General features: G+C 44.4%; 12 protein-coding genes. 7 read left to right on the plus strand and 5 right to left on the minus strand.

Going from position 1 to position 21,534, the window contains the following annotated elements; genetic code table 11:
* The first annotated feature begins 110 nt into the window (after positions 1-110).
* Complete coding sequence (locus ACYVAA_RS07665; RefSeq protein ID WP_460540165.1) at positions 111-1,304, plus strand: MFS transporter; 1,194 nt, start codon at positions 111-113, stop codon at positions 1,302-1,304.
* Positions 1,305-1,376: 72 nt separating this feature from the next.
* On the opposite strand, the gene ACYVAA_RS07670 is transcribed toward ACYVAA_RS07665, so the two are convergent.
* The 4 genes from ACYVAA_RS07670 to ACYVAA_RS07685 are packed head-to-tail and all read right to left on the minus strand — an operon-like array spanning position 1,377 to position 8,203.
* The gene (locus tag ACYVAA_RS07670; protein ID WP_460540167.1) at positions 1,377-3,308 is read right to left on the minus strand and encodes a hybrid sensor histidine kinase/response regulator; all 1,932 of its coding nucleotides are present in this window, start codon (positions 3,306-3,308) and stop codon (positions 1,377-1,379) included.
* Positions 3,309-3,321: 13 nt separating this feature from the next.
* Positions 3,322-3,933: a chemotaxis protein CheB gene (locus tag ACYVAA_RS07675; RefSeq protein ID WP_460540170.1), complete on the minus strand. Its 612-nt coding sequence runs from the start codon at positions 3,931-3,933 to the stop codon at positions 3,322-3,324.
* Positions 3,926-4,753, minus strand: coding sequence for a CheR family methyltransferase (locus ACYVAA_RS07680; RefSeq protein WP_460540172.1), 828 nt, complete (start codon positions 4,751-4,753; stop codon positions 3,926-3,928). The genes ACYVAA_RS07675 and ACYVAA_RS07680 overlap by 8 nt, the downstream gene beginning before the upstream one ends.
* Positions 4,754-4,756: 3 nt before the next feature.
* Entirely contained in the window at positions 4,757-8,203 is a 3,447-nt protein-coding gene (locus tag ACYVAA_RS07685; RefSeq protein WP_460540174.1) for a response regulator, read from the minus strand.
* Between the two features lie 312 nt (positions 8,204-8,515).
* Between ACYVAA_RS07685 and ACYVAA_RS07690 the strand changes: the two genes are divergently transcribed.
* From ACYVAA_RS07690 to ACYVAA_RS07710, 5 genes are all read left to right on the plus strand, one after another.
* Entirely contained in the window at positions 8,516-9,649 is a 1,134-nt protein-coding gene (locus tag ACYVAA_RS07690) for a family 20 glycosylhydrolase (RefSeq protein WP_460540176.1), read from the plus strand.
* 357 nt (positions 9,650-10,006) lie between these two features.
* Positions 10,007-11,479 (plus strand): alpha-L-fucosidase, encoded by a 1,473-nt coding sequence (locus ACYVAA_RS07695; protein ID WP_460540178.1) that lies wholly within the window; start codon positions 10,007-10,009, stop codon positions 11,477-11,479.
* A gap of 830 nt (positions 11,480-12,309) precedes the next feature.
* The gene (locus tag ACYVAA_RS07700; protein ID WP_460540180.1) at positions 12,310-14,625 is read left to right on the plus strand and encodes a PSD1 and planctomycete cytochrome C domain-containing protein; all 2,316 of its coding nucleotides are present in this window, start codon (positions 12,310-12,312) and stop codon (positions 14,623-14,625) included.
* Between the two features lies 1 nt (position 14,626).
* Entirely contained in the window at positions 14,627-16,081 is a 1,455-nt protein-coding gene (locus tag ACYVAA_RS07705) for a DUF1501 domain-containing protein (protein ID WP_460540182.1), read from the plus strand.
* 61 nt (positions 16,082-16,142) lie between these two features.
* A complete protein-coding gene (locus tag ACYVAA_RS07710) occupies positions 16,143-18,272 on the plus strand; it encodes an FN3 associated domain-containing protein (RefSeq protein ID WP_460540184.1) in 2,130 nt (709 codons plus the stop codon).
* Between the two features lie 88 nt (positions 18,273-18,360).
* On the opposite strand, the gene ACYVAA_RS07715 is transcribed toward ACYVAA_RS07710, so the two are convergent.
* Entirely contained in the window at positions 18,361-19,062 is a 702-nt protein-coding gene (locus ACYVAA_RS07715) for a DUF4494 domain-containing protein (protein WP_460540186.1), read from the minus strand.
* Between the two features lie 178 nt (positions 19,063-19,240).
* Here ACYVAA_RS07715 and ACYVAA_RS07720 point away from each other — a divergent pair, with 178 nt between their 5' ends.
* Positions 19,241-21,523 (plus strand): patatin-like phospholipase family protein, encoded by a 2,283-nt coding sequence (locus ACYVAA_RS07720; protein WP_460540188.1) that lies wholly within the window; start codon positions 19,241-19,243, stop codon positions 21,521-21,523.
* Positions 21,524-21,534 lie beyond the last annotated feature (11 nt).

Below are 21,534 nucleotides of genomic sequence, written 5' to 3' on the forward strand. Positions count from 1 at the left end.
ATATAAAAACGTATTCTAAATGTGGAAAACAAGAGGAAGTTTTTTATTTTCATGTGAATTTAATAGATAGTATTTCATTAACCTTTAAATAACAACAAAACCCAAAGTACATGAATCACGCAATAAAAAGGACTGCCTTGTTCAATGCCAGTTGTCTGGCATTGATTGTGACCTCCATGACTTTTGCTGTCCGGGCAAAACTGGAGGGAGTATTGGATACGGAATTTCAACTGACCAGCACCGAAATAGGTCTTGCATTTGCTCCAGCCTTTTGGGGCTTTACCTTGGCCATGATTATTGGAGGTCCCTTGGTGGATTACTTCGGTATCAAAAAGATCGTTTGGATGGCTTTTTTCAGTCATCTGGTGGGGATAGTACTTACCATTTTTTCCACGGAATTTTATTCCTTCTTTTTAGGAACCATGTTTATCGGTATCGGAAATGGAATGGTGGAAGCTGCCTGTAACCCTCTGGTGGCGAGTTTATACCCAGAAAACAAAACGAAAATGCTCAACCGCTTTCATGTTTGGTTTCCCGGGGGAATTGTTATCGGCAGCCTGATCGGCTATCTGATGATGGACATCCTTAGTCTGCCGTGGCAACTTTTAGTGGCGGTTTTATTTGTTCCATTGGTGACGTATGGGGTGCTGTTTTTGGGCAAAGAATTGCCAAAAACAGAACGGGTGACCATGGGGGTGTCCACCAAGGATATGTGGAAGGCCGTGGTATCTCCGCTGTTTCTCTTGATGGGATTCTGTATGCTGCTGACCGCATCCACCGAGCTGGGCACTAACCAGCGAATTGAAGCGCTGCTGAGCGGGACTGGAGTATCGGGGATTTTGATCCTGGCTTTTGTAAATGGCATCATGGCTGTTGGCAGGGGACTGGCAGGACCGGTAGTAAAGAAACTTGACACTACTGGTATGTTGTTGTTTTCGGCAGTCTTTAGCTGTATTGGATTGATTTGGTTGAGCAATGTCAGTGGAGGTATGGTTTTCGCCGCCGCTTTTGTGTTTGCTATTGGGATTACCTATTTCTGGCCGACCATGTTAAGCTTCGTGGCGGAGAGGATTCCGGAAAGCGGAGCTTTGGGACTGTCTTTGATGGGAGGATTGGGCATGTTCTCAGTGTCCATTGTCCTGCCTGTAATGGGGAGCTTTATGGATGCTGATAGTGGGGCTTCCACCTTGTCTTATGTAGCGATTTTGCCGGCTGTTTTGATTGTCATATTTTTCTTTTTATTCATGAAGTTCAGGAGTAAAAGGATCGAAAGGGATGTGAAAACCAACGAGGCGCTGTCTTAGTCTCATCCACCCCTCAATAACAAAAAAGGCCTTCCTTGTTGATAAGGAAGGCCTTTTTTGTTAGGATGTCGGCTACTGCGACATCCCTAAGTATTTTCGCATCATCGCGTTTAGTTTGGCAGGCTCAAAGGGCTTGCTGATGATGTCGACCACTCCCGCCTGCAAGGCTTTATTGATGTCATCATCCAAAACGACTGCAGAAAGGCCAATGATAGGAAGTGACTTGTCGTTTTGCTCCATATCTGATATGATGACTTCAGTGGCTTCAAACCCGTTCATCTCAGGCATGTACATGTCCATTAAAATAATGTCGTACTGGCCCTCCTGATACATTTTGATCACCTCTGTACCTGTCTCAGCAATATCGAGCTGGACATTCCAGTCCTTCATGACATGTTTGGCAGCAAACTGATTGATCATATTGTCCTCAGCCATCAGGATTCTAAGGGTAGTGTCAAAAGGTTGAATGACGGTGTCTGACTTATAGTCCTTTTCCAATTGCTTGCTCTTAATTACTTCAAAATTATTTGTAAACGTAAATGTAGAACCTCTTCCAAGCTGACTGTCCACTTCCAGTTTGCCTCCTTTGAGTTGGGCAAGTTTTTTGGTGATGGATAATCCAAGTCCCGTACCCCCATATCGGTGGGTGATATTGGTCTCAGCTTGGGTGAATTCTTCAAAAATTCTTTCCAATTGACTGGGAGACATGCCTATACCAGAATCTTCCACCCTGAAAGCCAGATTGGTTTTACCGTCTTGGTTACCGAAAGCTGATACATGGATCTTTACAAAACCCTTCTCGGTAAACTTAACGGCATTACTGACCAGGTTCATCAAAATCTGGTTAAGTCTAAGTCCGTCTGCTAAGATACACGATGGGACATTATCTTCAATGTGACAAGTCAAATTTATGTTTTTTTCATCGGCTTTGTACTGGAGGATATCCTTGACAGCTCTGACCAGCTGATGGATCTCGGTCTTGTCTCTGATGATGGAGAATTTCTCAGCTTCAATCTTTGAAAGGTCAAGAATATCATCTACTATTCCCAACAATGACTTCGAAGAAATAGCGATCAAATCCATGGTTTTGGATTGTTCTGAAGTCAGGGAAGTGTTTTGGAGTGTTTTGGTCAAAGCGATGATACCACTGATGGGCGTACGGATTTCGTGGCTCATACTGGCCAGAAAGTTTTCCTTAATTTTTTTCGCTTCCTGCGCCAGGTCCCGGGAGCGAATAAGTTCGTTGGTATAGTTCACATGGACGGTGACATCACTCATGTTTAGCATGAGCAGGTTGTTCTTTTGGGTGGCGCGGACTTCAAGCCATCTGGTTTCACCCTGGAAGTTTTTGTATCGGTCCTGAAAGACAATGTGTTCTTTTCCGTCTTTCACCATGTTTTCCAATTCATACTTGGAAATCGATTTTTCTTTGTCCTCGGTATATTCTATCAGGCATTTGTCCCGGATATCTTCGGGCTTATGGTTGAGCACAGTGCTTATTGCGGGATTGATGGAAAGCACACGCAAATCTTTAGGATTGATCCTACAAATAATGTCCGCAGAGTTTTTGACCTCCAATGCATAATTTTCCAGCTCTTCATTTTTCTTTCGGAGCTCACGCTGGGCCCTTGCCAGCTGGGCGAAAGCATCTACTTTTGCCGTGGTTACAAAAGGATCCAGCGGCTTATAAAGGTAGTCCACTGCGCCGGTGTTAAAACCTTTGATGGCGTATTTTGCTTCTTTGGAAATGGCTGTGACGAAGATGATCAGGATCTGCTTGGTCTTGAAGTTTCCCTTAAGGATTTCAGCAAACTCAAAGCCATCCATATCAGGCATCTGCACATCCACCAGAGCTATGGAGATGTCATTTTCCCAGGCAAACCTAAGCGCAGTATTGGGATCGGTGGTTTTAAAAATGGTGAAATCATCACGCTTGATCAGGGCTTCAAGCGCCAGCAGGTTTTCTTCTTTGTCGTCTAGTAGTAGGAGATTGATGTTTTTCATCTAATAAGTTGGTTCAAGGAGTGGTGGGAAGGTGCTTTAGGATGGCGCGCATTTCATCAGGAATAAGGACGGTCTCACATGCACTTATAGCAACTGCAGCAGTAGGCATGGCCGGATATTCGGCAGCCTCAGGATGCTGGGCAAAGGTAAGGCCTCCTGTTTCTTTTATCTGCAGCAGACCTGCGGCACCGTCTGCATTGGCACCTGAAAGAAGGATGCCGACAGCCCCTTGCTGAAATACCTCCGCGGCGGTTTGGAAAAGCACGTCAATGGACGGTCTGCTGAACCAGACTTTTTCGGAATTATCCAGAGAAAGGCTATGGTTGCGTTCTATGAGCAGGTGGTAGCCTGCCGGGGCGATATAGCAGGTGTTTGGTTTTAGTATTTCTCTTTCTTCGGCTTCTTTAACGGTCACTTTGGGATTGGTTTTCTGTAAAATCGCTGCAAGGGTCTTTTCCGGGCTAGATGCCCCCCTGTGAATCACAATGATCACGGGCAATGAAAGGGGGGCAGGCAAAGCATGGATCAAGTCCATCAAGATAGCCAGGCTTCCTGCTGACCCCCCAATTACCAGTAATTGGGCGGACTTTATTTTTTTTTGGTATATGTCAATGGAGCTAGGCAATCTTCTGGTAAATGTTTTCTTTTTCGTCTATTGTCTTATACTGTTTTTTCAAGATTGGATGCCTTAGCTTTTCCTTAGATCCCAGGCAAAGGAATCCCAAGTGGCAAAGGCTTTGTGTCAGCAGTTCCAGGACTTTGTTTCTCAAATGATCATTAAAATAGATCAGGACATTTCTACAGACTACCATTTGGAACTCGTTGAAGCAGCCGTCATTGGCCAAATTGTGGACAGAGAAAAGGGTTTTCTTTCTCAAATCAGCATGGATAATGCCGGCATCCTCATCGGTATGGTAATAATCCGATAAGGAATACTGGCCACCAGCCTGTATGTAGCTCGATGAATATTGTTTGATCTTTCTCAGATCGTAGATCCCTTCCTGCGCTATATCCAAGACCTCTGAATTGATATCGGTACCATAGAGAAAACATTTGTTCAGCAAACCGTATTCTTTAAGCAAAATGGCAAAGGAATAGGTTTCTTCCCCCGAGCTGCACCCCGCATTCCAAACTTTGATGTGGGGGTAGGATTCCAGATAGGGGACAATATTGCCCCTGATGGATAAATAAAAGCTTGGATCCCTGAACATTTCGGTCACGTTGACCGTGATCTGATTGAGGAATTCAGCAAAGAAATCCGTATCGTTGGTCAATTGATGTTTGAGTTCGAAAATGTCCAGCTTAAACTTATTCATGACATAAGTAAACCTTCTCTTCAGCGAAGCCTCTGCATAATCCCCAAAATCATAACCGTGTATGTTTTTGATCAGCCGAATCATTTCTTCAAGCTCTTCAAAAGTAATGGAATAGGTAAAGGTTTCCATAAATCAGTTGCTTAACCAGACTCTCATCAAAGAAAGGAGCTTGTCCATATCAACGGGCTTGGAGATGTAATCATTAGCCCCTGCTTCAATACATTTTTCCCGATCGTTTTTCATCGCCTTTGCCGTCAGGGCAATGATGGGTACTTCTTTGTAAGTGTTTCCGCTGCGGATGTTTTTCATGGCTTCGTATCCATCCATTTCCGGCATCATGATATCCATGAGCACCAGGTCGATCCCCTCCGTTTGCTGTAGCTTGTCCAGGGCCTCTAGGCCATTATTGGCAATTTCCACTTTTAGGCCATGTTGCTGCAAAGAGCTGGACAGGGCAAAGATGTTTCTCATATCATCGTCCACCAATAGCAGTTTCTTCCCTTCCAGGGATTTTAGCCTTTTTGAAGAAGGGCTGCTCGCAGATGATAGTGGGGATTGGGAAGTAGATGAGGTATGAATCTTGCGCATAAACAACTTTACTTCATCCAAAATACGCTCATTTGACTTCGGGGTTTTGACGACTACGGCATTGCTGTAATTTAGGATTCTGGTGGAAAGGGCTTCAGGAAGCATCATGGCCGTATTGATAATCACAGGGGTTTCGGCATTTTTTTCCGTGGATTTGATGCTGTCCAAAACATCCTCTCCAGGGATGTCAGGCAAGTTTAAGTCGAGAATGATGCTGTCAAAGCGCATGGCTTCAGCTTTTGCTATGCCTTCATTACCGGTGAAAGCCTGTATGATCTCATATCCTTCCTCCTGAAGTTTTGTTTTCAGTACGTTGCTTTGGATTTCCTGGTCTTCTATGATCAGAACAGTTTTTGTTGAATTAGGCAGGGAGGGTTTGAGTTGATCAAAAACATTGTCCAAAATTGCCTGGTCCACCGGTTTATTGATGAAAGTGGTAGCGCCGCTCTCCGATAGCTTTTTGGGGTTTCGGTCTGTAGCAGACATGATGTGTACAGGGACGTTTTTGAGATGGGGCTGTTCTTTCATCCATTTTAAAACTTCCCATCCATCTATTCCCGGAAGCATAATGTCCAGCAGAACAGCTGCTGGAACCATTGCTTTCATGACCTGTAAGGCCTGCTCTCCGTTAAGGGCCACAGTACTATCAAACCCTTTTTTCTTGGCATAAGTGGCCAGTATGTCCGCAAAGTTTTCGTCATCCTCAACGATCAACAGCCGTTTTGGCTCATGGTTGTTTTTTAAGGAGATCGCCGGTGTTTTGTCCTGTTTTTCATCATTGACCGAACGTGGAGGTGTTGCTGCTTCCACTGGATGGGAAGGTGAAGCAGCCTCAGTGTCTTCCAATCCCAAATGCAGCGGGAGCTCTAAGGTAAAGGCGCTTCCTTTTCCTTCTTCGCTTTGAAGGCTAATCGATCCTTTCAACAGTTTGCTGAGTTCTTTGCTGATGGAAAGCCCAAGGCCTGTTCCACCGTATTTTCGGCTTGTCGTCCCATCGGCTTGTTTGAAAGCCTCAAAGATCAATTGTTGTTTTTCTTGGGAAATGCCTATCCCTGAATCCTTGACAGTGATGGCGATACGTGATCCTTGAACAAGCTTAAAGTCCAGCTTCACCTCACCACCACTAGGAGTGAATTTGAAAGCATTGGATAAAAGGTTCCGGATTATCTGGTCGATGCGCTGTCGGTCTGAGGAGATGCTTCTAGGAAGGCGCTCACCTATTTCAGTAATAAAGGTGATGTTTTTATCTGCAGCGACTTCCTTAAACAGATAGCGCATGTTTTCCACAATATCATAAAGCTCAATGGCGTCCTCATAAATATCCAGATTGCCGGATTCGACTTTGGAAAGGTCAAGGATATCATTGATCAGTGTTAAGAGATCGCTTCCGGCTTTATGGATTACCTTGGCAAACTTGATTTCCTCCTCGTTCAGGTTGTCGTTTTTATTGTCCGATAGCAGTTTAGCCAAAATCAGCACACTGTTAAGCGGGGTCCTGAGTTCATGGCTCATATTGGCCAGGAATTCAGATTTGTAACGGTTGGTTTGTTCCAGCTCCTCTGCTTTTTTGATCAATGAGGCCCTGGCCTCTTCGACCTCTTGGTTTTTTTCCTCCAGAAGTGCTGCTTTTTCTTCCAAATCAACGTTAGAGCGTTGCAGGTGTTCTTGCTGGACCCTCAACTCTTCTTCAGAAGCCTGAAGCATTTCTGTTTGATGGCTGAGCTCTTCATTGGTCTGCCGGAGTTCTTCTTGCTGACTTTCCAGTTCTTCGGCCTGTACCTGGAGCTTTTCATAAAGCTCCCTCATATTATCATGTCCCTGGGTGGTATGAATGGCCACAGAAATAGTGCTGTTGATTTGTTCTATCAGTCTTTTTTCCCGCGATTTTGGTTTTCCTGAGAATCCAAGCTCGATCACCCCCTTTAATTTGGAGTTGTAAATAATGGGGGTGATCAGGATAAAATCAGGCGACATTTCCCCTAGAGAGGTTTTGATTTTATAGTAGTCTTTAGGAACGTCCTTGATAACAACCGTGGTCAAATCTCGGGCTACCTGCCCCAGCAGTCCATCTCCCAATCCTGTTTCCTTCGAATGGGAAGGTAGGGTGCAGGCATAGGAATTGAGGAGTTTAAGTTTTTTCTTTTCCGGTAAAAACAAATGAATGGCCCCGATTTTGGCATTCAGGTACTCGGCAAAAAAGTGGAGTACATTTTCCGATAATTGATCCATAGTTTGGTCACCGTGGAGCTTTTCATTGAGCAATTTTTCCCCTTTCAGCAACCAGTTCTTTTCTTCCCGTTCAGCGGATAGTTTTTCCAATTCTTTGTTGGCGTTTTTAACCACCTCTTCTGCTTTGGTTTTTTCTCCAAAAGTTCTGATGATATAGCCGAACAGCAAGAAGATGATGACCAGAACGGCACTTACTCCCAGGAGTATATTGAGCATGGCCCTGTCAGCATTTGACTGGGCGAGAGTCTCCCTTTCTGCCAGGAGGTTATTTTCTTCTGCAATGATGTCGGACACCATGTTTCGCACTTCAGCGATCAGGTCTTGTCCTTCGCTGATGTCCAAACCGCTACTTTCTTCCTGAATGGAGGGCATTTCTCCAAAAATGGTAGCTTCCAGGTTGTCCAGTTTTTTCAAGACCACCTTTTCCAGTTTTTTTACCTTCTTGGTTTGTCCAGGGTTATCGGATACTAAATTTTGTAGTCTGTCCAATAATACATGAACGGAGTCGGTAGTGACATGATATAATTCCAGGTAATTTTCATCTTGGGTAAGCAAATACCCGTTTTGGCTGGCTTCGGCATTGAGCAGCTGAATCAGGGTTTCTTTACTGGCCAGCAAAACATCATAGGTGTGGTTTACCCAGGCCACCCTTTCCTGAAAAGATTTTAACCCGCGGTAGGAAGAGTAGTTGACAAATGCTACAATGACAAGAGAAAGCGAAAAACCGGCAATAAGCAGTTTTTTAAACGATATTTTTGACATGCTTTTATAAAGATCAAAGCTTGGTGATGGCTTTATTTAATTCTAGTAGGGTGTAATTACGAAGCTGTTAATTTTTGGAAAAGTTAAAAATATTTAAGGAAATAAAATAATCGCAGTTTCCTCTTGTTTACTTTTTCTGCTATTTTCTACTGGTGCCGGTACTATTGGTACCCTGTTGAGGGTCTTTTTCTTAGTGAGGTTTTGCGGGCAGAATTTGGATTGGAGGGAGTGCTTCTGCCCTAAAAATGAAACAAATTCCAAATTATTGGCTAAATTATGCTTCATCAATTTAACCCAAAATATACCTTATTTATGAAAATTATCATCAGTAGCCTGTTGCTCTTGATAGGCTGTTTCCAGACAGGATTTCCCCAAGGGCTAAGTGAGGATGTTTTACCCGTCAAGGCCTTTGCCATAGCAGCACCTAATCCAGATGAAGTCGATCGTTTTGTGAAATTTATTGAGGAGGAATTGGCACCTAGGGCTATCAATACCTTGGTACTTCGCGTGGATTACCGGTATGACTATACGCGGCGTCCCGAACTGAGAGCCGATGAAACATTGAGCTTGGAGGAAGTGAAAAAAATGGTGAAAGTGTGCCGGGACCATGAAATAAGGATCATTCCCCAGATCAACTTATTGGGCCACCAATCCTGGCACAGTGAACTGGAAAAGCTATTGGAAGTTTATCCGGAATTTGATGAAACGCCCCATGTCGAGCTGCCTGAAGAATATGAGTGGCCGAATGAGGATGGACTGTACTGTAAGAGCTATTGTCCCTTGCATCCGGAGGTACATGAGGTAGTTTTCGATATGGTGGATGAGATATGTGAGGCTTTTGAAGCGGATGCTTTTCATGCCGGCATGGACGAGGTATTTTATATAGGGGATGACAAATGTCCCCGTTGTTCGGGGAAGGACAAAGCAGCGCTCTTTGCCGATGAGGTACGGAAAATCAGGAACCATCTGGCAGAAAAAGATAGAGAGTTATGGATATGGGGCGACCGGTTGTTGGATGGAAAGACTACCGGTATGGGGATGTGGGAGGCGAGCATGAACAATACCCATAGGGCCATAGATATGATTCCTAAAGATGTGGTGATCGGGGATTGGCATTATGAACGGCCAGATCAGTCAGCGGTGTATTTTGCTATGAAGGGTTTTCGGGTATTGACCTGTAACTGGAGGAAGCCGGAAGTATCGGTGGAGCAGGTCAAGGACATGTTCAGGTTTAGGGAGACGGCCACGAGTGAAATGAAGCCTCGGTTTTACGGGATGATGCAGACTGTATGGTCAGGGGCAGGAAGCTTTATGGATGGTTTCTATGAAAATCAACCGGACAGAGATGGAGGACAGGAAACCGCTTGGAATACATTCCGCCAGATGTTTGCCAAAATTCAGGAGTTGGAAGGGAGTGATGTGGTTATAAAGGATGACGACTACTGAATAAATTTTGACAAGGAAGTCCACGAATTACACGGATTTACACGAATTTATTTTGTTCAGTCAACTGTGAAGATGAACGACATAAATTGATCTTGCCTTCTAATGTCCAGGGGCCTGCCCGGTTCTTGCGGCCCCCTTATTTGGTGTGCACCCTATATATTTAGGTGTAGGATTATAGATGAAGCAGTTAAGCGATCCAAGGATTTGCCCTAATATTCCACAAAATGCTATATTTTTTTACCTATTATACTTTGTGATGGAGAGATAGTCGAAAGTTTTTGTAAATTCATGCTGAATAATGTAAAATTATTAATAAGTTTTTAGCTGTAGTACAAAGAATTAGTAAAGCGAATTGAAATGAAAAAAGTCAAAAGTTGTCTGTCCTTGCTGGTATTGCTCCTTTCACTGGCTCCGGTGATAGGCCAAGAATATGAAGCCAATTGGGAATCATTGGACAAAAGACCGGTTCCTGCTTGGTTTGAGGACGCCAAGTTCGGGATTTTTATCCATTGGGGTCCCTATTCTGTGCCCGCTTGGTCTCCCAAGGGAACCTATTCCGAATGGTACCAGTATTGGCTTCAAAGCAAAGCACTTTTTGGAAACGGAGATTTTAAAGGGGATGAGGTGTACCAATACCATACGGAAACCTATGGGGAAAATTTCCCTTACTACAATTTTGGGGAAATGTTCACAGCGGATCTTTTTGACCCTGAGGAATGGGCCAGTCTCTTTGAGCAGGCCGGAGCTAAATACATTGTGCTGACTTCCAAGCACCATGACGGTTTTACCCTTTGGCCCAACAAGCAGGCCAATGACAGGGGCTTTGCCTGGAACAGCATGGAAGTGGGGGCCAAGCGGGATTTGGTCGGCGAGCTGACGGCAGCCGTCCGGAAGACCCCCGTAAAGATGGGCCTATATTATTCCCTCTATGAATGGTATCACCCTTGGTGGCAGAATGATAAGGACAGGTTTGTGGAAGAACATTACCTGCCACAGGTGAAGGATTTGGTACAGAATTATACGCCTGATATCCTGTGGACCGACGGTGAATGGGAAATGGAAGGCGAAAAGTGGAGAAGCGAGGAGTTTTTGGCCTGGCTATACAATGAGTCCGCCGCTAAAGATGATATTCTGGTCAATGACCGCTGGGGAAAGGGACTGAGGCAAAAGCATGGAGGTTACTATACCACAGAATATGAGGCTGGAAAGGTATTTGACAAACCTTGGGAAGAATGCCGTGGAATGGGTTTTTCTTTTGGCTATAATCAAAATGAGGACGCGCAGGATTATAACAGTACCAGGGCGCTGCTATTGATGCTGGTGGATATTGTAAGCAATGGAGGAAACTTGCTCTTGGATATTGGTCCCGATGCCAGGGGCAATATTCCACCTATCATGCAAGAACGTTTGTTGGAAATGGGAGAATGGTTAGAGGTCAATGGCGAAGCTATCTATGGCACAAGAAAATGGAAACAGTCTGCTCAGTGGTCGGCAGGTGACCGTAAAATCGATCATGAAAAAGGTTATTTGGGAGGGGATTATATCCTTAAGCAGACGATAGACCCTTCTCCGGGCAAGGCAGTGAAGGAACTTTTTTTCACTGAAAAAGAAGGCAGTATTTATGCCATTAGTCCTAAGTTTCCCAAGGGGGAATTACTGATCAAGGGGATAAAAGCTTCTAGAGGGACAAAAGTGCAACTTTTGGGACTGGAAGGCAATCTTGATTACGTACAAAAGGGGGATGATCTATTGGTAAAAGTCCCGAATTTGGCCTATGATGAATTGCCCTGTCAGCATGCATGGAGTTTTAAGATAAGCGGTGTGAGGTGACTTGTTTGATTAGGTGAACAGAGAAGCTAATTGATAAATAAAATGCCCTGGATAATTTCAATTTTATTCAGGGCATTTTTTTTCCAAGTCCCCAATTGTGAAACAGTTGTTTTTCGACGGAGCTATAACTGTTTTTTGAAATTCGTTGTCATCAAAATAGTAGACAAGTTGAGTGAGATGATTTTTTAGTTTAGAGCTACTGGTGTCTTTCTGGATACACACAATTCGATATATGCATTTCTGATTATCCGGGATTTTGCACGTAGCATTAATAGAACAAAATAATACCTAAATAAAAGAACAGAAAACAACAAGAACGTTATAATATTTGGTTACGTGCAACAATGCAGATACACAGTTAATATTATATCGATATAAGAAACTAGTGATTCTTTTTTGTATTGGAGAAGGGGGGATAATAGAATTTTAGCTGGTTTTCTATTAGTCTACTAAAATTTTTAGTTGTGTAGTTTTAAGATATTCTTTAGATTAGGGCATGTGTTCTATTTATCGGTGTTGACACAGTCCTCTTCCTGAAAAGTTGTCCAAGGAAGTCTCTTTAGTCTGAGCAAATAGCATCAGGTAAGCGGTTTTGCTGATTTGGAAGCAAGGACTTGAAAAAGGCCCTTAAAACTGTGACCTGATAGTTTTAAGTACAAACTCTTCTAGAAACCAAGGATGGCATGCAGCATGTTTGCCTTTCCTATCAGCCCACTAAATGATGAACAATAAGCCTAAAGGAAATTTTCCTAACACAATCAAATAGAATTGATTGTAATTAATAAGGGTTTTATGTAAGTTTGTTTAAACAAATAAACAATAAATGTTTAATGAAAGTCCCCAATAACCTACTACCACTATTACTTATTTCAGGAGTTTTATTGCATACTGCTTGTAATAAGCCCTCTGAAACAGGGGCCAGTTTGGTTCCATCCAATCAGATCAGCTATAATTTTCATGTTCGCCCGATTCTTTCTGACAATTGCTTTGCCTGCCATGGTCCTGATGCCAATAAGCGGGAAGCAGGTTTGCGCTTGGATACGGAAGAAGGTGCCTATGCCGCATTGAAGGACAATCCTGAATTGCATGTAATTGTTCCCGGAAAGCCGGATGCCTCAGCGGCCTATCAGCGCATCAGTACGGAAGATCCCTCCTTACAAATGCCACCGCCAGAGTCCAATTTGAAACTGGATGAAGCAGAGATTGAAATTATCAGAAAATGGATCAAACAAGGGGCCAAGTATGAGGCCCACTGGGCATTTATGCCGCCAGAAAAACCGGAACTTCCAGCCAAGGATGATTGGGCAAAAAATGAAATAGACCGCTTTACCCTTGCCAAGATGGAGCAGAAAAAGCTGTCTCCAAATCCAGAAGCTGATGCTGCCGCGCTTGTCAAACGCCTAAGCTTGGATATCACCGGCTTGCCGCCGAATATAGCTTTGATGGACAAATATGCCGAGATGGATGATGAGGGGTATAGCAAGCTGGTGGATGAGCTCATGGCAATGAAATCCTTCGGTGAAAAATTGGCTGTGCCATGGATGGATATTTCCAGGTATTCTGATAGTTATGGTTATCAGGACGATGAATACAGGACACAATGGCCTTATAGGGACTGGGTAATCCATGCTTTTAATCAGAACATGCCTTATGACCAGTTCATCACCTGGCAACTTGCGGGAGATATGCTTCCCAATGCCACCAAGGAACAGATTCTGGCCACGGCATTCAACAGAAACCATAAATACACTGAGGAAGGCGGAGTGATCCACGAGGAATACCGGGTGGAATACATTCTGGACAAAACCAATACCTTTAGTAAGGGGATTTTAGGGATAACCATGGAATGCGCCCAGTGTCACGATCATAAGTATGATCCCTTTTCCCAGGAAAACTATTTTCAGATGTATGCTTTTTTCAACAATACTCCTGAAAAAGGCTTCGAGGGGGATGTGTCCAGAAGCAAGCCTGCGAAAACACCCATTTTATGGATAAACCAAGAGGATTTTGATCATGAAGGGGTTTTGAGCTATCTCAACCATCAGGATACCAGTAAAATAATGGTTTCCGTAATGGACGAGCTGGATACTTTGCGTAAGACCTATATTTTGGACAGAGGTGTCTATGATGCCCCGACCAAAGAAGTACAGGCATCGACGCCCCCATCCATTATGGAGTTTCCGAATGATCTGCCCCAAAACAGGTTAGGTCTGGCCAAGTGGACGGTAAGCAAAGAGAACCCCCTGACCGCCCGGGTATTTGTGAACCTGATCTGGCAGGAAATCTTTGGCCAGGGAATCGTGAAATCCGCAGGGGACTTTGGTATGCAGGGAGACCTTCCTACCCATCCCGAACTGTTGGATTGGCTGGCAGTTGATTTTATGGAAAATGGCTGGGATATTAAACGCCTGATGAAGCAGATCTTTATGTCGGCTACTTACCGTCAAAGTTCAGAAGTAAGCGATAAAAGTCTGAAAAGGGATCCTGAAAACCTGTACTTGTCCCGATCTCCACGACTTCGTCTTACTGCAGAAAGTGTTCAGGATCTGGTGTTGGCCTCCAGTGGTCTACTCAACAAGGAGATTGGAGGGCCGAGCATCAAGCCTTATCAGCCTGAAGGGCTTTGGGAGGCAGCGACCTCCGGACGTGGTACACTCGCCAAATATGTGCAGGACCATGGGGATGATCTTTACCGTAGGGGCCTTTATCACTTTATCAAGCTCACCGTTCCACCACCGAAGGCGATTATTTTTGATGCCAGTAACAGGGACCGTTGTGAGGTTACCCGCGGAAGAACCAATACGCCTTTGCAGGCGCTGGTAATGCTGAACGATCCATTTGTGCTGGAGGCCGCCAGGGTACTGTCCGCAGAAATTGAAACAAAAGGAATCAGCGCAAAAGAGGGCATTCAGTTGGCATTCAAAAAAATTCTCTGTCGTGAAATGGGAGAGAAAGAGCTGGATATCATGCTGGGGTATTATGAACAAGAAAGAAAGAAGTTTGAAGAGCAGCCTGATGATATAGGAAAAAGCCTGGAGGTAGGGGAAACCCCACTGAAAGAAAATGCCGTCAAAGCAGAGACAGCCGCCATGATGCAGGTGATTGTGGCCTTGTATAATTTGGAAGAAACGATTACTAAAATTTGATATGGAAAAGGAAATACTCGAACACGGACTAAATCAAAACAGAAGGAAATTCCTTTCCAAAATGAGTTTGGGACTGGGCAGCATGGCTTTAGGTTCCTTGTTGATACCGGATCTGTTTTCCGGAAAATCAAGTATGGAAGAAGAGATTATGGCAGCGGTTCCCCATTTTGCTCCCAAGGCAAAAAGAGTAATCTACCTTTTTCAAAACGGTGCTCCGAGCCAATTGGAGTCTTTTGATTATAAACCCATGTTACGACAGAAGATGGGAGAGGACCTTCCTGCAAGTATACGGATGGGGCAGCGACTGACCGGAATGACTGCCGGACAGAGCTCCTTTCCATTGGTGGGATCCTATTATGATTTTAACCAATACGGTGAGGCCAGGGCCTGGATCAGTGATTTGTTTCCCCATACGGCCAAAATAGTTGATGACATTTGTATTGTAAAATCCATGCATACCGAGGCGATCAACCATGATCCTGCCCTGACTTTTTTTCAAACCGGAGCTCAAGTGGGAAACAGGCCCAGTATGGGCTCATGGTTAAGCTATGGATTGGGTAGTGAAAACAATAATTTACCCGCCTTTTGCGTACTTCTCAGTCGCGGGAAAGGCAATGGCCAGGGGGTGTATTCCAAGCTTTGGAGCAATGGATTTCTGGATGCCGTGCACCAAGGTGTACAGTTTTCCAATTCAGAAGATCCTGTGCTGTATCTGGGTGATCCAGATGGGATGAGCAGAATGGACCGAAGAAGGATGCTGGATCAGATAGCCAGCCTCAATCAGCTTTCCTACGATAAGTTTGGGGATCCGGAGATCCAAGCCAAAATCCAGCAGTATGAAATGGCTTTTAGGATGCAGACTGCCGTACCTGAAGTAACGGATGTATCCAAAGAACCGGACAGTATCATCAAGCTTTACGGACCCGATTGTTTGGTACCGGGTACCTATGCTGCTAATTGTCTGCTGGCAAGGAAGCTTTCGGAAAACGGGGTGCGTTTTGTGCAGCTCTACCACCAGGGCTGGGACCAGCATGGCAACCTGCCCAATGAGATGGCCGGACAGGCCAAAGACGTCGACCAAGCTTCCGCGGCTTTGATCACCGATCTTAAGCAAAGAGGCTTGTTGGACGAGACACTGGTGATTTGGGGCGGTGAATTTGGTAGAACCAATTACTGTCAAGGCAAAATGTCGGCGGATAATTATGGTAGGGACCATCACCCTAGGGCCTTTTCCATTTGGATGGCCGGCGGCGGAGTGAAATCAGGGATGGTTTATGGGGAAACGGATGAATTTGGATATAATATCGTCAAAGATCCTGTGCATGTGCACGATTTTCAGGCTACTGTGCTGCACCTGATGGGGGTGGATCACGAGCGGCTCACTTTCAAGCACCTGGGTAGAAGATACCGCTTGACCGATGTGGCAGGACATGTGGTGAAGGATATCCTTGTCTAAGGCCTTTTGCCGATAAATTAAAACTTCCTGAGGAGGGATTGTATTACTATCAAAAGTACCCATGAACATAAGAAATAACCTACGAGGCTGGTTAGAAAACTTACTGATCGTTTTTACCGGCCTTATCATTATATTTCTGATCGGCGGCGACCGGTTAGAGGTGCCTGCCTTATTACAAGTGGCCGGCAGAAGTCATCCTTTGATTTTGCATTTTCCCATTGTACTGATGGTGATTGCACTGGTATTTGTTTTGGTGCCCAGGATTTTACCGACTCCCTACCAACAGCAAATGGCCAGGTGGTCGCTGTTGTTTGCAACATTTTTTGCCGGAATTACCGTGCTGACCGGATGGGTGCTGAGCCATGAAGAAGGGTATGAGGGGGATAACCTGGTGTTGCACAAATGGTTGGGGCTGGCGGTGTTTTTCCTGGCATTATTGGTGTACTTTATGATGGACAAGTGGCCCAAGATGCAGAAAGGCATGAGTTTGACCCTCTTACTTGTCCTCATCGGTGCAGGGCATTGGGGAGCCAACCTTACGCATGGAACAGATTTTCTGTTAGAACCTGTGCAGGCCAAAAACAGTGCAGGTGTACCTTTGGAAGAGGCTGAAGTATACACCCATTTGGTAAAGCCGATTTTGGAACAAAAATGTATCAACTGTCACCAATCCAGTAAGAGTAAGGGAGAGTTGCGGCTGGACGAGGTGGCCATGATCCAGAAAGGTGGAAAAAACGGTTCCTTGTTTGATACCGCCAATTGGGACAAATCCCTTTTTATAGAGCGCCTTTTACTTCCCAAGGAAGAGAAGAAGCACATGCCGCCTAAAGGAAAACCCCAGCTTAGTCCTGAGGAACTGGAAATATTGAAGATCTGGGTGCAGGAAGGTGCATCTTTTGAAGGAAGAGTGGCAGATAAAGGAGAGGAAAGCCCAATGTATCAATTGGCCAGTTTACAATTGGAAAAGGAAGAACCTTATGATTTTGAAGCTGCTGATCCCAAAAAAGTAGAGGAGCTGAATAATTTTTACAGGGTGGTCAAACCTATCTATCCAGAGTCCCCTGCCTTGGAAATATCTTATTTTGGTGCCGCCGCCTTTGATCCTTCCTCTTTCGATGAACTGAAAAAAGTCAAAGAACAAGTGGTCAGTTTCAATCTCAACAGGATGCCATTAAAGGGAGTGGATCTCAGTTTTTTGAAGGATTTCAGTCATCTAGAAGATCTGAAGCTCAATTTCTGTGGTCTTGAAGCAGGACAATTGGAAGTGCTGGCCTCTTTACCTAAGCTGAGAGCGGTGTCTTTAGTAGGGAATGATTTGGACCAAAGTGTTTTCAAAACTTTGGTGAATTCAAACTCATTGGAGTACCTGTTTCTGTGGAGCACCGGACTAAGCGAAGAGCATGCTGCCGAGTTTTTGGACAAACGTCCACACGTAGAAGTCGAGTGGGGGTATGAAGATGAAGGGGTGGTTTATCAATTGAACAGTCCACAAATTAAGTATAAAAAGGAGATTATCGACGGGGAAGAAGAGGTGGAGATCAAGCACCCTATAGGTTCGGTGGAAATTTTCTATACTTTAGATGGCTCAGCTCCTGACAGCATAAATAGTCTTCGGTATGAAAAGCCCATTCTATTGGACAATACCTCGGCAGTTAAGGCCGTGGCCTTCGCAAAGGGCTGGCAAAGAAGTGAAGCAGCAGAAGCTTACTTATATAAGGCAGGATTTACACCTAAAGAGGTTGAGTTAAGGACGAAGCCTTCCGGGAATTATCAAGGGGATGGAGTAAAGACCTTGTTTGATCTGAAGAAGGGGGATTCGAATTATGCATCCGGCGCTTGGCTGGGATTCAAAGATGAGCCCATGATTTTGGATATTGGCCTATCCGATGGACAAAAAGTAGGGACTGTAGCGTTGAGCATGATGTACCATGAGGAGGCCCATATTTTCCCTCCTTTGAAAGTGGAAATAATGGCCCAGAAAGCAGGTGGATGGACAACGGTGGCCTCGGAGAAGTTTGAGGTCCCTGAAAGGTCCGGGAGAAGTCGGATGGCCCAGCTTATCTATCAAATGGACAGTAAGGTTTCCGATAAGTTAAGGATTAAAATTACGCCCAATCCCAATTTACCTGCGTGGTTTAGAGGTGCCGGTGATAAAGGCTGGGTGTTTTTGGATGAGGTGGTATTGAATTGAGCAAATAAAGAGATTAAATAAAAAAGGGCCAAAACGGCCCTTTTTTATTGATAATTATCCTGCGGGATTTAGCAGGAGCAAAGAGACATTATTTGTCCTCTTCTTCATCAGTATCGCTAGAGGCAAGTTCTTCTACCCCTTCTTCGTCTTCTTCATCATAGTTGTCAGATGCTTCTTCTGATTCATCTGTGATTTCAGGCGTTTCATCCACTATCGGCTCTTCTTCTTCCAAATCTTCCTCTTCCTCTTGAGCTGCCTCTGGAGCAGAGGTGGCGCGGGCTTCTTCTCTACGCATTTGATCGGCCCTTACCTCGCTGACCGGTTTAAGGTTGGAAGGCGGTGGCGGCAATAATTCCTCATCCTCGCTTTCATAAGGGAAGATCTCGACGATCGGGCTTTCGGTGATGTCCGGAACACGGAAAGTCACCAGCATATTGCTCAGGCTTTCGTATATCCTGTCATAGGCTTCCTTGACATCGTGAGCGGTCACCAGCATATACTGGGTCACTTTTTTCTCTTTGCCACTGTCAGCGTCAGCCACTACGTAAGTTACCTTGCACTTGTGCCAAAGGTCGATGTCGTCATAAAAAAATACATCTACAATATTACTTTTGCTAATATTGGTCACCTGAAAATCCCCACGGATGACGCTGCCCAGCATATCGTAAATACGGGCTTCTGCTTCCGTAAATGATACTGCATCAATGAGGTATTGTTCGTTAACATTTTTTAGGAGCCCTTGCTCGTTTTCCTTCGCATATTTTACTTTGCACAAAAACCAGATTCTCATTTTTCTTCCTCTTTAGACTTTCGGAGGGCTAAGGTAATACCTATTGGAGAAAGCCCAAATAGAAATTTTCATTATTCGCTGAGTAGCTGATATAAAGCGTAACTTGTCTTGACTTTTTTGGGCTAGAAATGCCAATAAACAAACAAAAATGGTATATTAACTTTTAAAAATACCATTTATGTGGACTGCCATTTCGCACAGTTTTCCGATTCAATTGCTCAAGCTCCACTTGAAAAAGAACATTGCGCTGGTGTGTATCTGGGTATTGCTGGTAATGGTCTTTTCGAATAACTTCGGCAGGGTACTTGGCATTCCTTATTTGTTTCTGGATCCTGAATATTTAAACGAAGTGTCTTGGATAGGCTTTTTTTTGATGGGAATTGGCTTTGCCATTTTTACCATGGCCTTTCACATGACCACTTATATTATGGATGCGGCAAAGTTTAAGTTCTTGGCCGTTCTTTCCAGACCTTTTATCCGGTTTTGTATCAATAATAGCCTGATTCCATTTTTGGTCTATACGGTTTACCTGTTCAGCGTGATCGATTTCCAGCTGGATAACGAGTTGGAAAGTGATTGGGAGATTTTCAGGTACATCATCGGCTTCCTCATTGGGAACCTCCTGACTTTTTTGTTTCTGTTTTCCTACTTTGCCCTGACCAACAAAGACTTTTTTGTCATGTTCACCGATACCTTGGACAAAAAGTTGAGAAAGACCAAAGTCTCCAGAGCCAACGTGATCAAGCGGTACCAGGACAGAAAGCGGGCCAAAGATAAAGTCGATACTTATTTGGATATTGACATGAAAATAAAGGCGGTCAGACCGGATTTGGCCAGGTTTGAAGGCACTATGATCCTTAAGGTCTTTGATCAGAATCACCTTAACCTGTTTATCATAGAAACGGTTTTGGTGGTGTTTATTTTGATATTGGGCTTTTTTAGGGACAATGAGCTGCTACAGTTTCCTGCCGCCATGAGCGTAATGCTGATGTTCTCTATATTGACCTTGTTGGTAGGAGCGGTTACATTTTGGTTGAGAAGCTGGTCCACTTTCGTGGCCATTGGGATATTCATTGTCTTTAACCTTGCCTCCAGAACAGAAATCATGAACCGGCCCCATTCTGCTTTGGGCCTGGACTACGATACCGAACCCGCGGAATATAACCTGGGCCGTCTCAATGCCCTGGTACATCCCGATACCGTACAAGGAGATATAAAGAATACCGAGGTCATCTTGGATACTTGGAGGGCCAAATTCCCTGAAGATGCTCCTCCAAAAATGGTATTGATCACCTGTAGTGGGGGCGGACAGCGGGCGGCATTATGGACCTTGCATGTGCTTCAGCAAGTGCATCAAGTTTCAGAAGGAAAGTTGATGCCGCATACAAGGTTAATAACCGGAGCATCTGGTGGAGTGGTAGGCGCCGCGTTTTTTAGGGAGCTTTATCTACAGTCCCTGGAGGCTGACAGCGTGGATGTGACCAGTGAGGAATACCTCAAACAGATATCTGCGGATAACCTGAACCCAATTATTTTTACCTTGATGGTCAATGATCTTTTGATAAGAAACCAACATGTGTCGTATAATGGCAGGGACTACCTGGAAGACCGGGGCTTTGCTTTTGAAAATCAATTGAACATCAATACCAAAGGTGTTTTGGACAAGCCTTTAGCGGCTTATGCCAAACCGGAAAAAGAAGCCAAGATTCCCATGCTTCCCGTAACTCCCCTGATTGTCAATGACGGGAGAAAACTCTTTATCGCTCCCCATTCAATGAGTTATATGGGGATTTCGTTGGGAAGATCTACTGGCAATGAAGAGAAAAGCCAGGCGATAGATTTTTTGAGATTTTTTCGTGAACAGGATGCCAAGAGTTTGCGGTTTATCAGTGCCCTGAGAATGGGGGCCACTTTTCCTTTTATCACTCCCAATATCCAACTGCCTTCAGAGCCGCAAATGGAGATCATGGATGCGGGCTTGTCCGATAATTTCGGTATCAATGATGCCCTTCGATTCTTGTACGTGTTCAGAAAATGGATTGCCGAAAATACCGACGGGGTGGTCTTGGTCACCATCAGGGATTCAGAGAAGATTTTGGAAATCGAAAAGAAAAACCCGCCGACAATTTCCCAGAAACTGATTACCCCTCTAAAGAACATCTATATCAACTGGGATAATGTGCAAACCCTCAATAATGAAACGCTGTTTAACTACATGAAAGAAAATTCAGATTTTGACTTGGAAAGGGTTGAATTTGAATATTCCTCAGTAGACTTTTTAGAGCGGAAAGAAAGAAAAAAGAACGGGGATCAGGTAGAGCAAGAGGACTTGGAAGTGCAAAGGGCTTCTCTCAACTGGAGATTGACATCCAGTGAGAAAAGGGATATCCTGAACTGCATCAATAGCTACCAAAATCAAGAGTCCCTGGGACGCTTAAAAGCGATCTTTGCAGAGCAGTAAAGACGTTCCTC

Source organism: Echinicola sediminis (assembly GCF_054777495.1).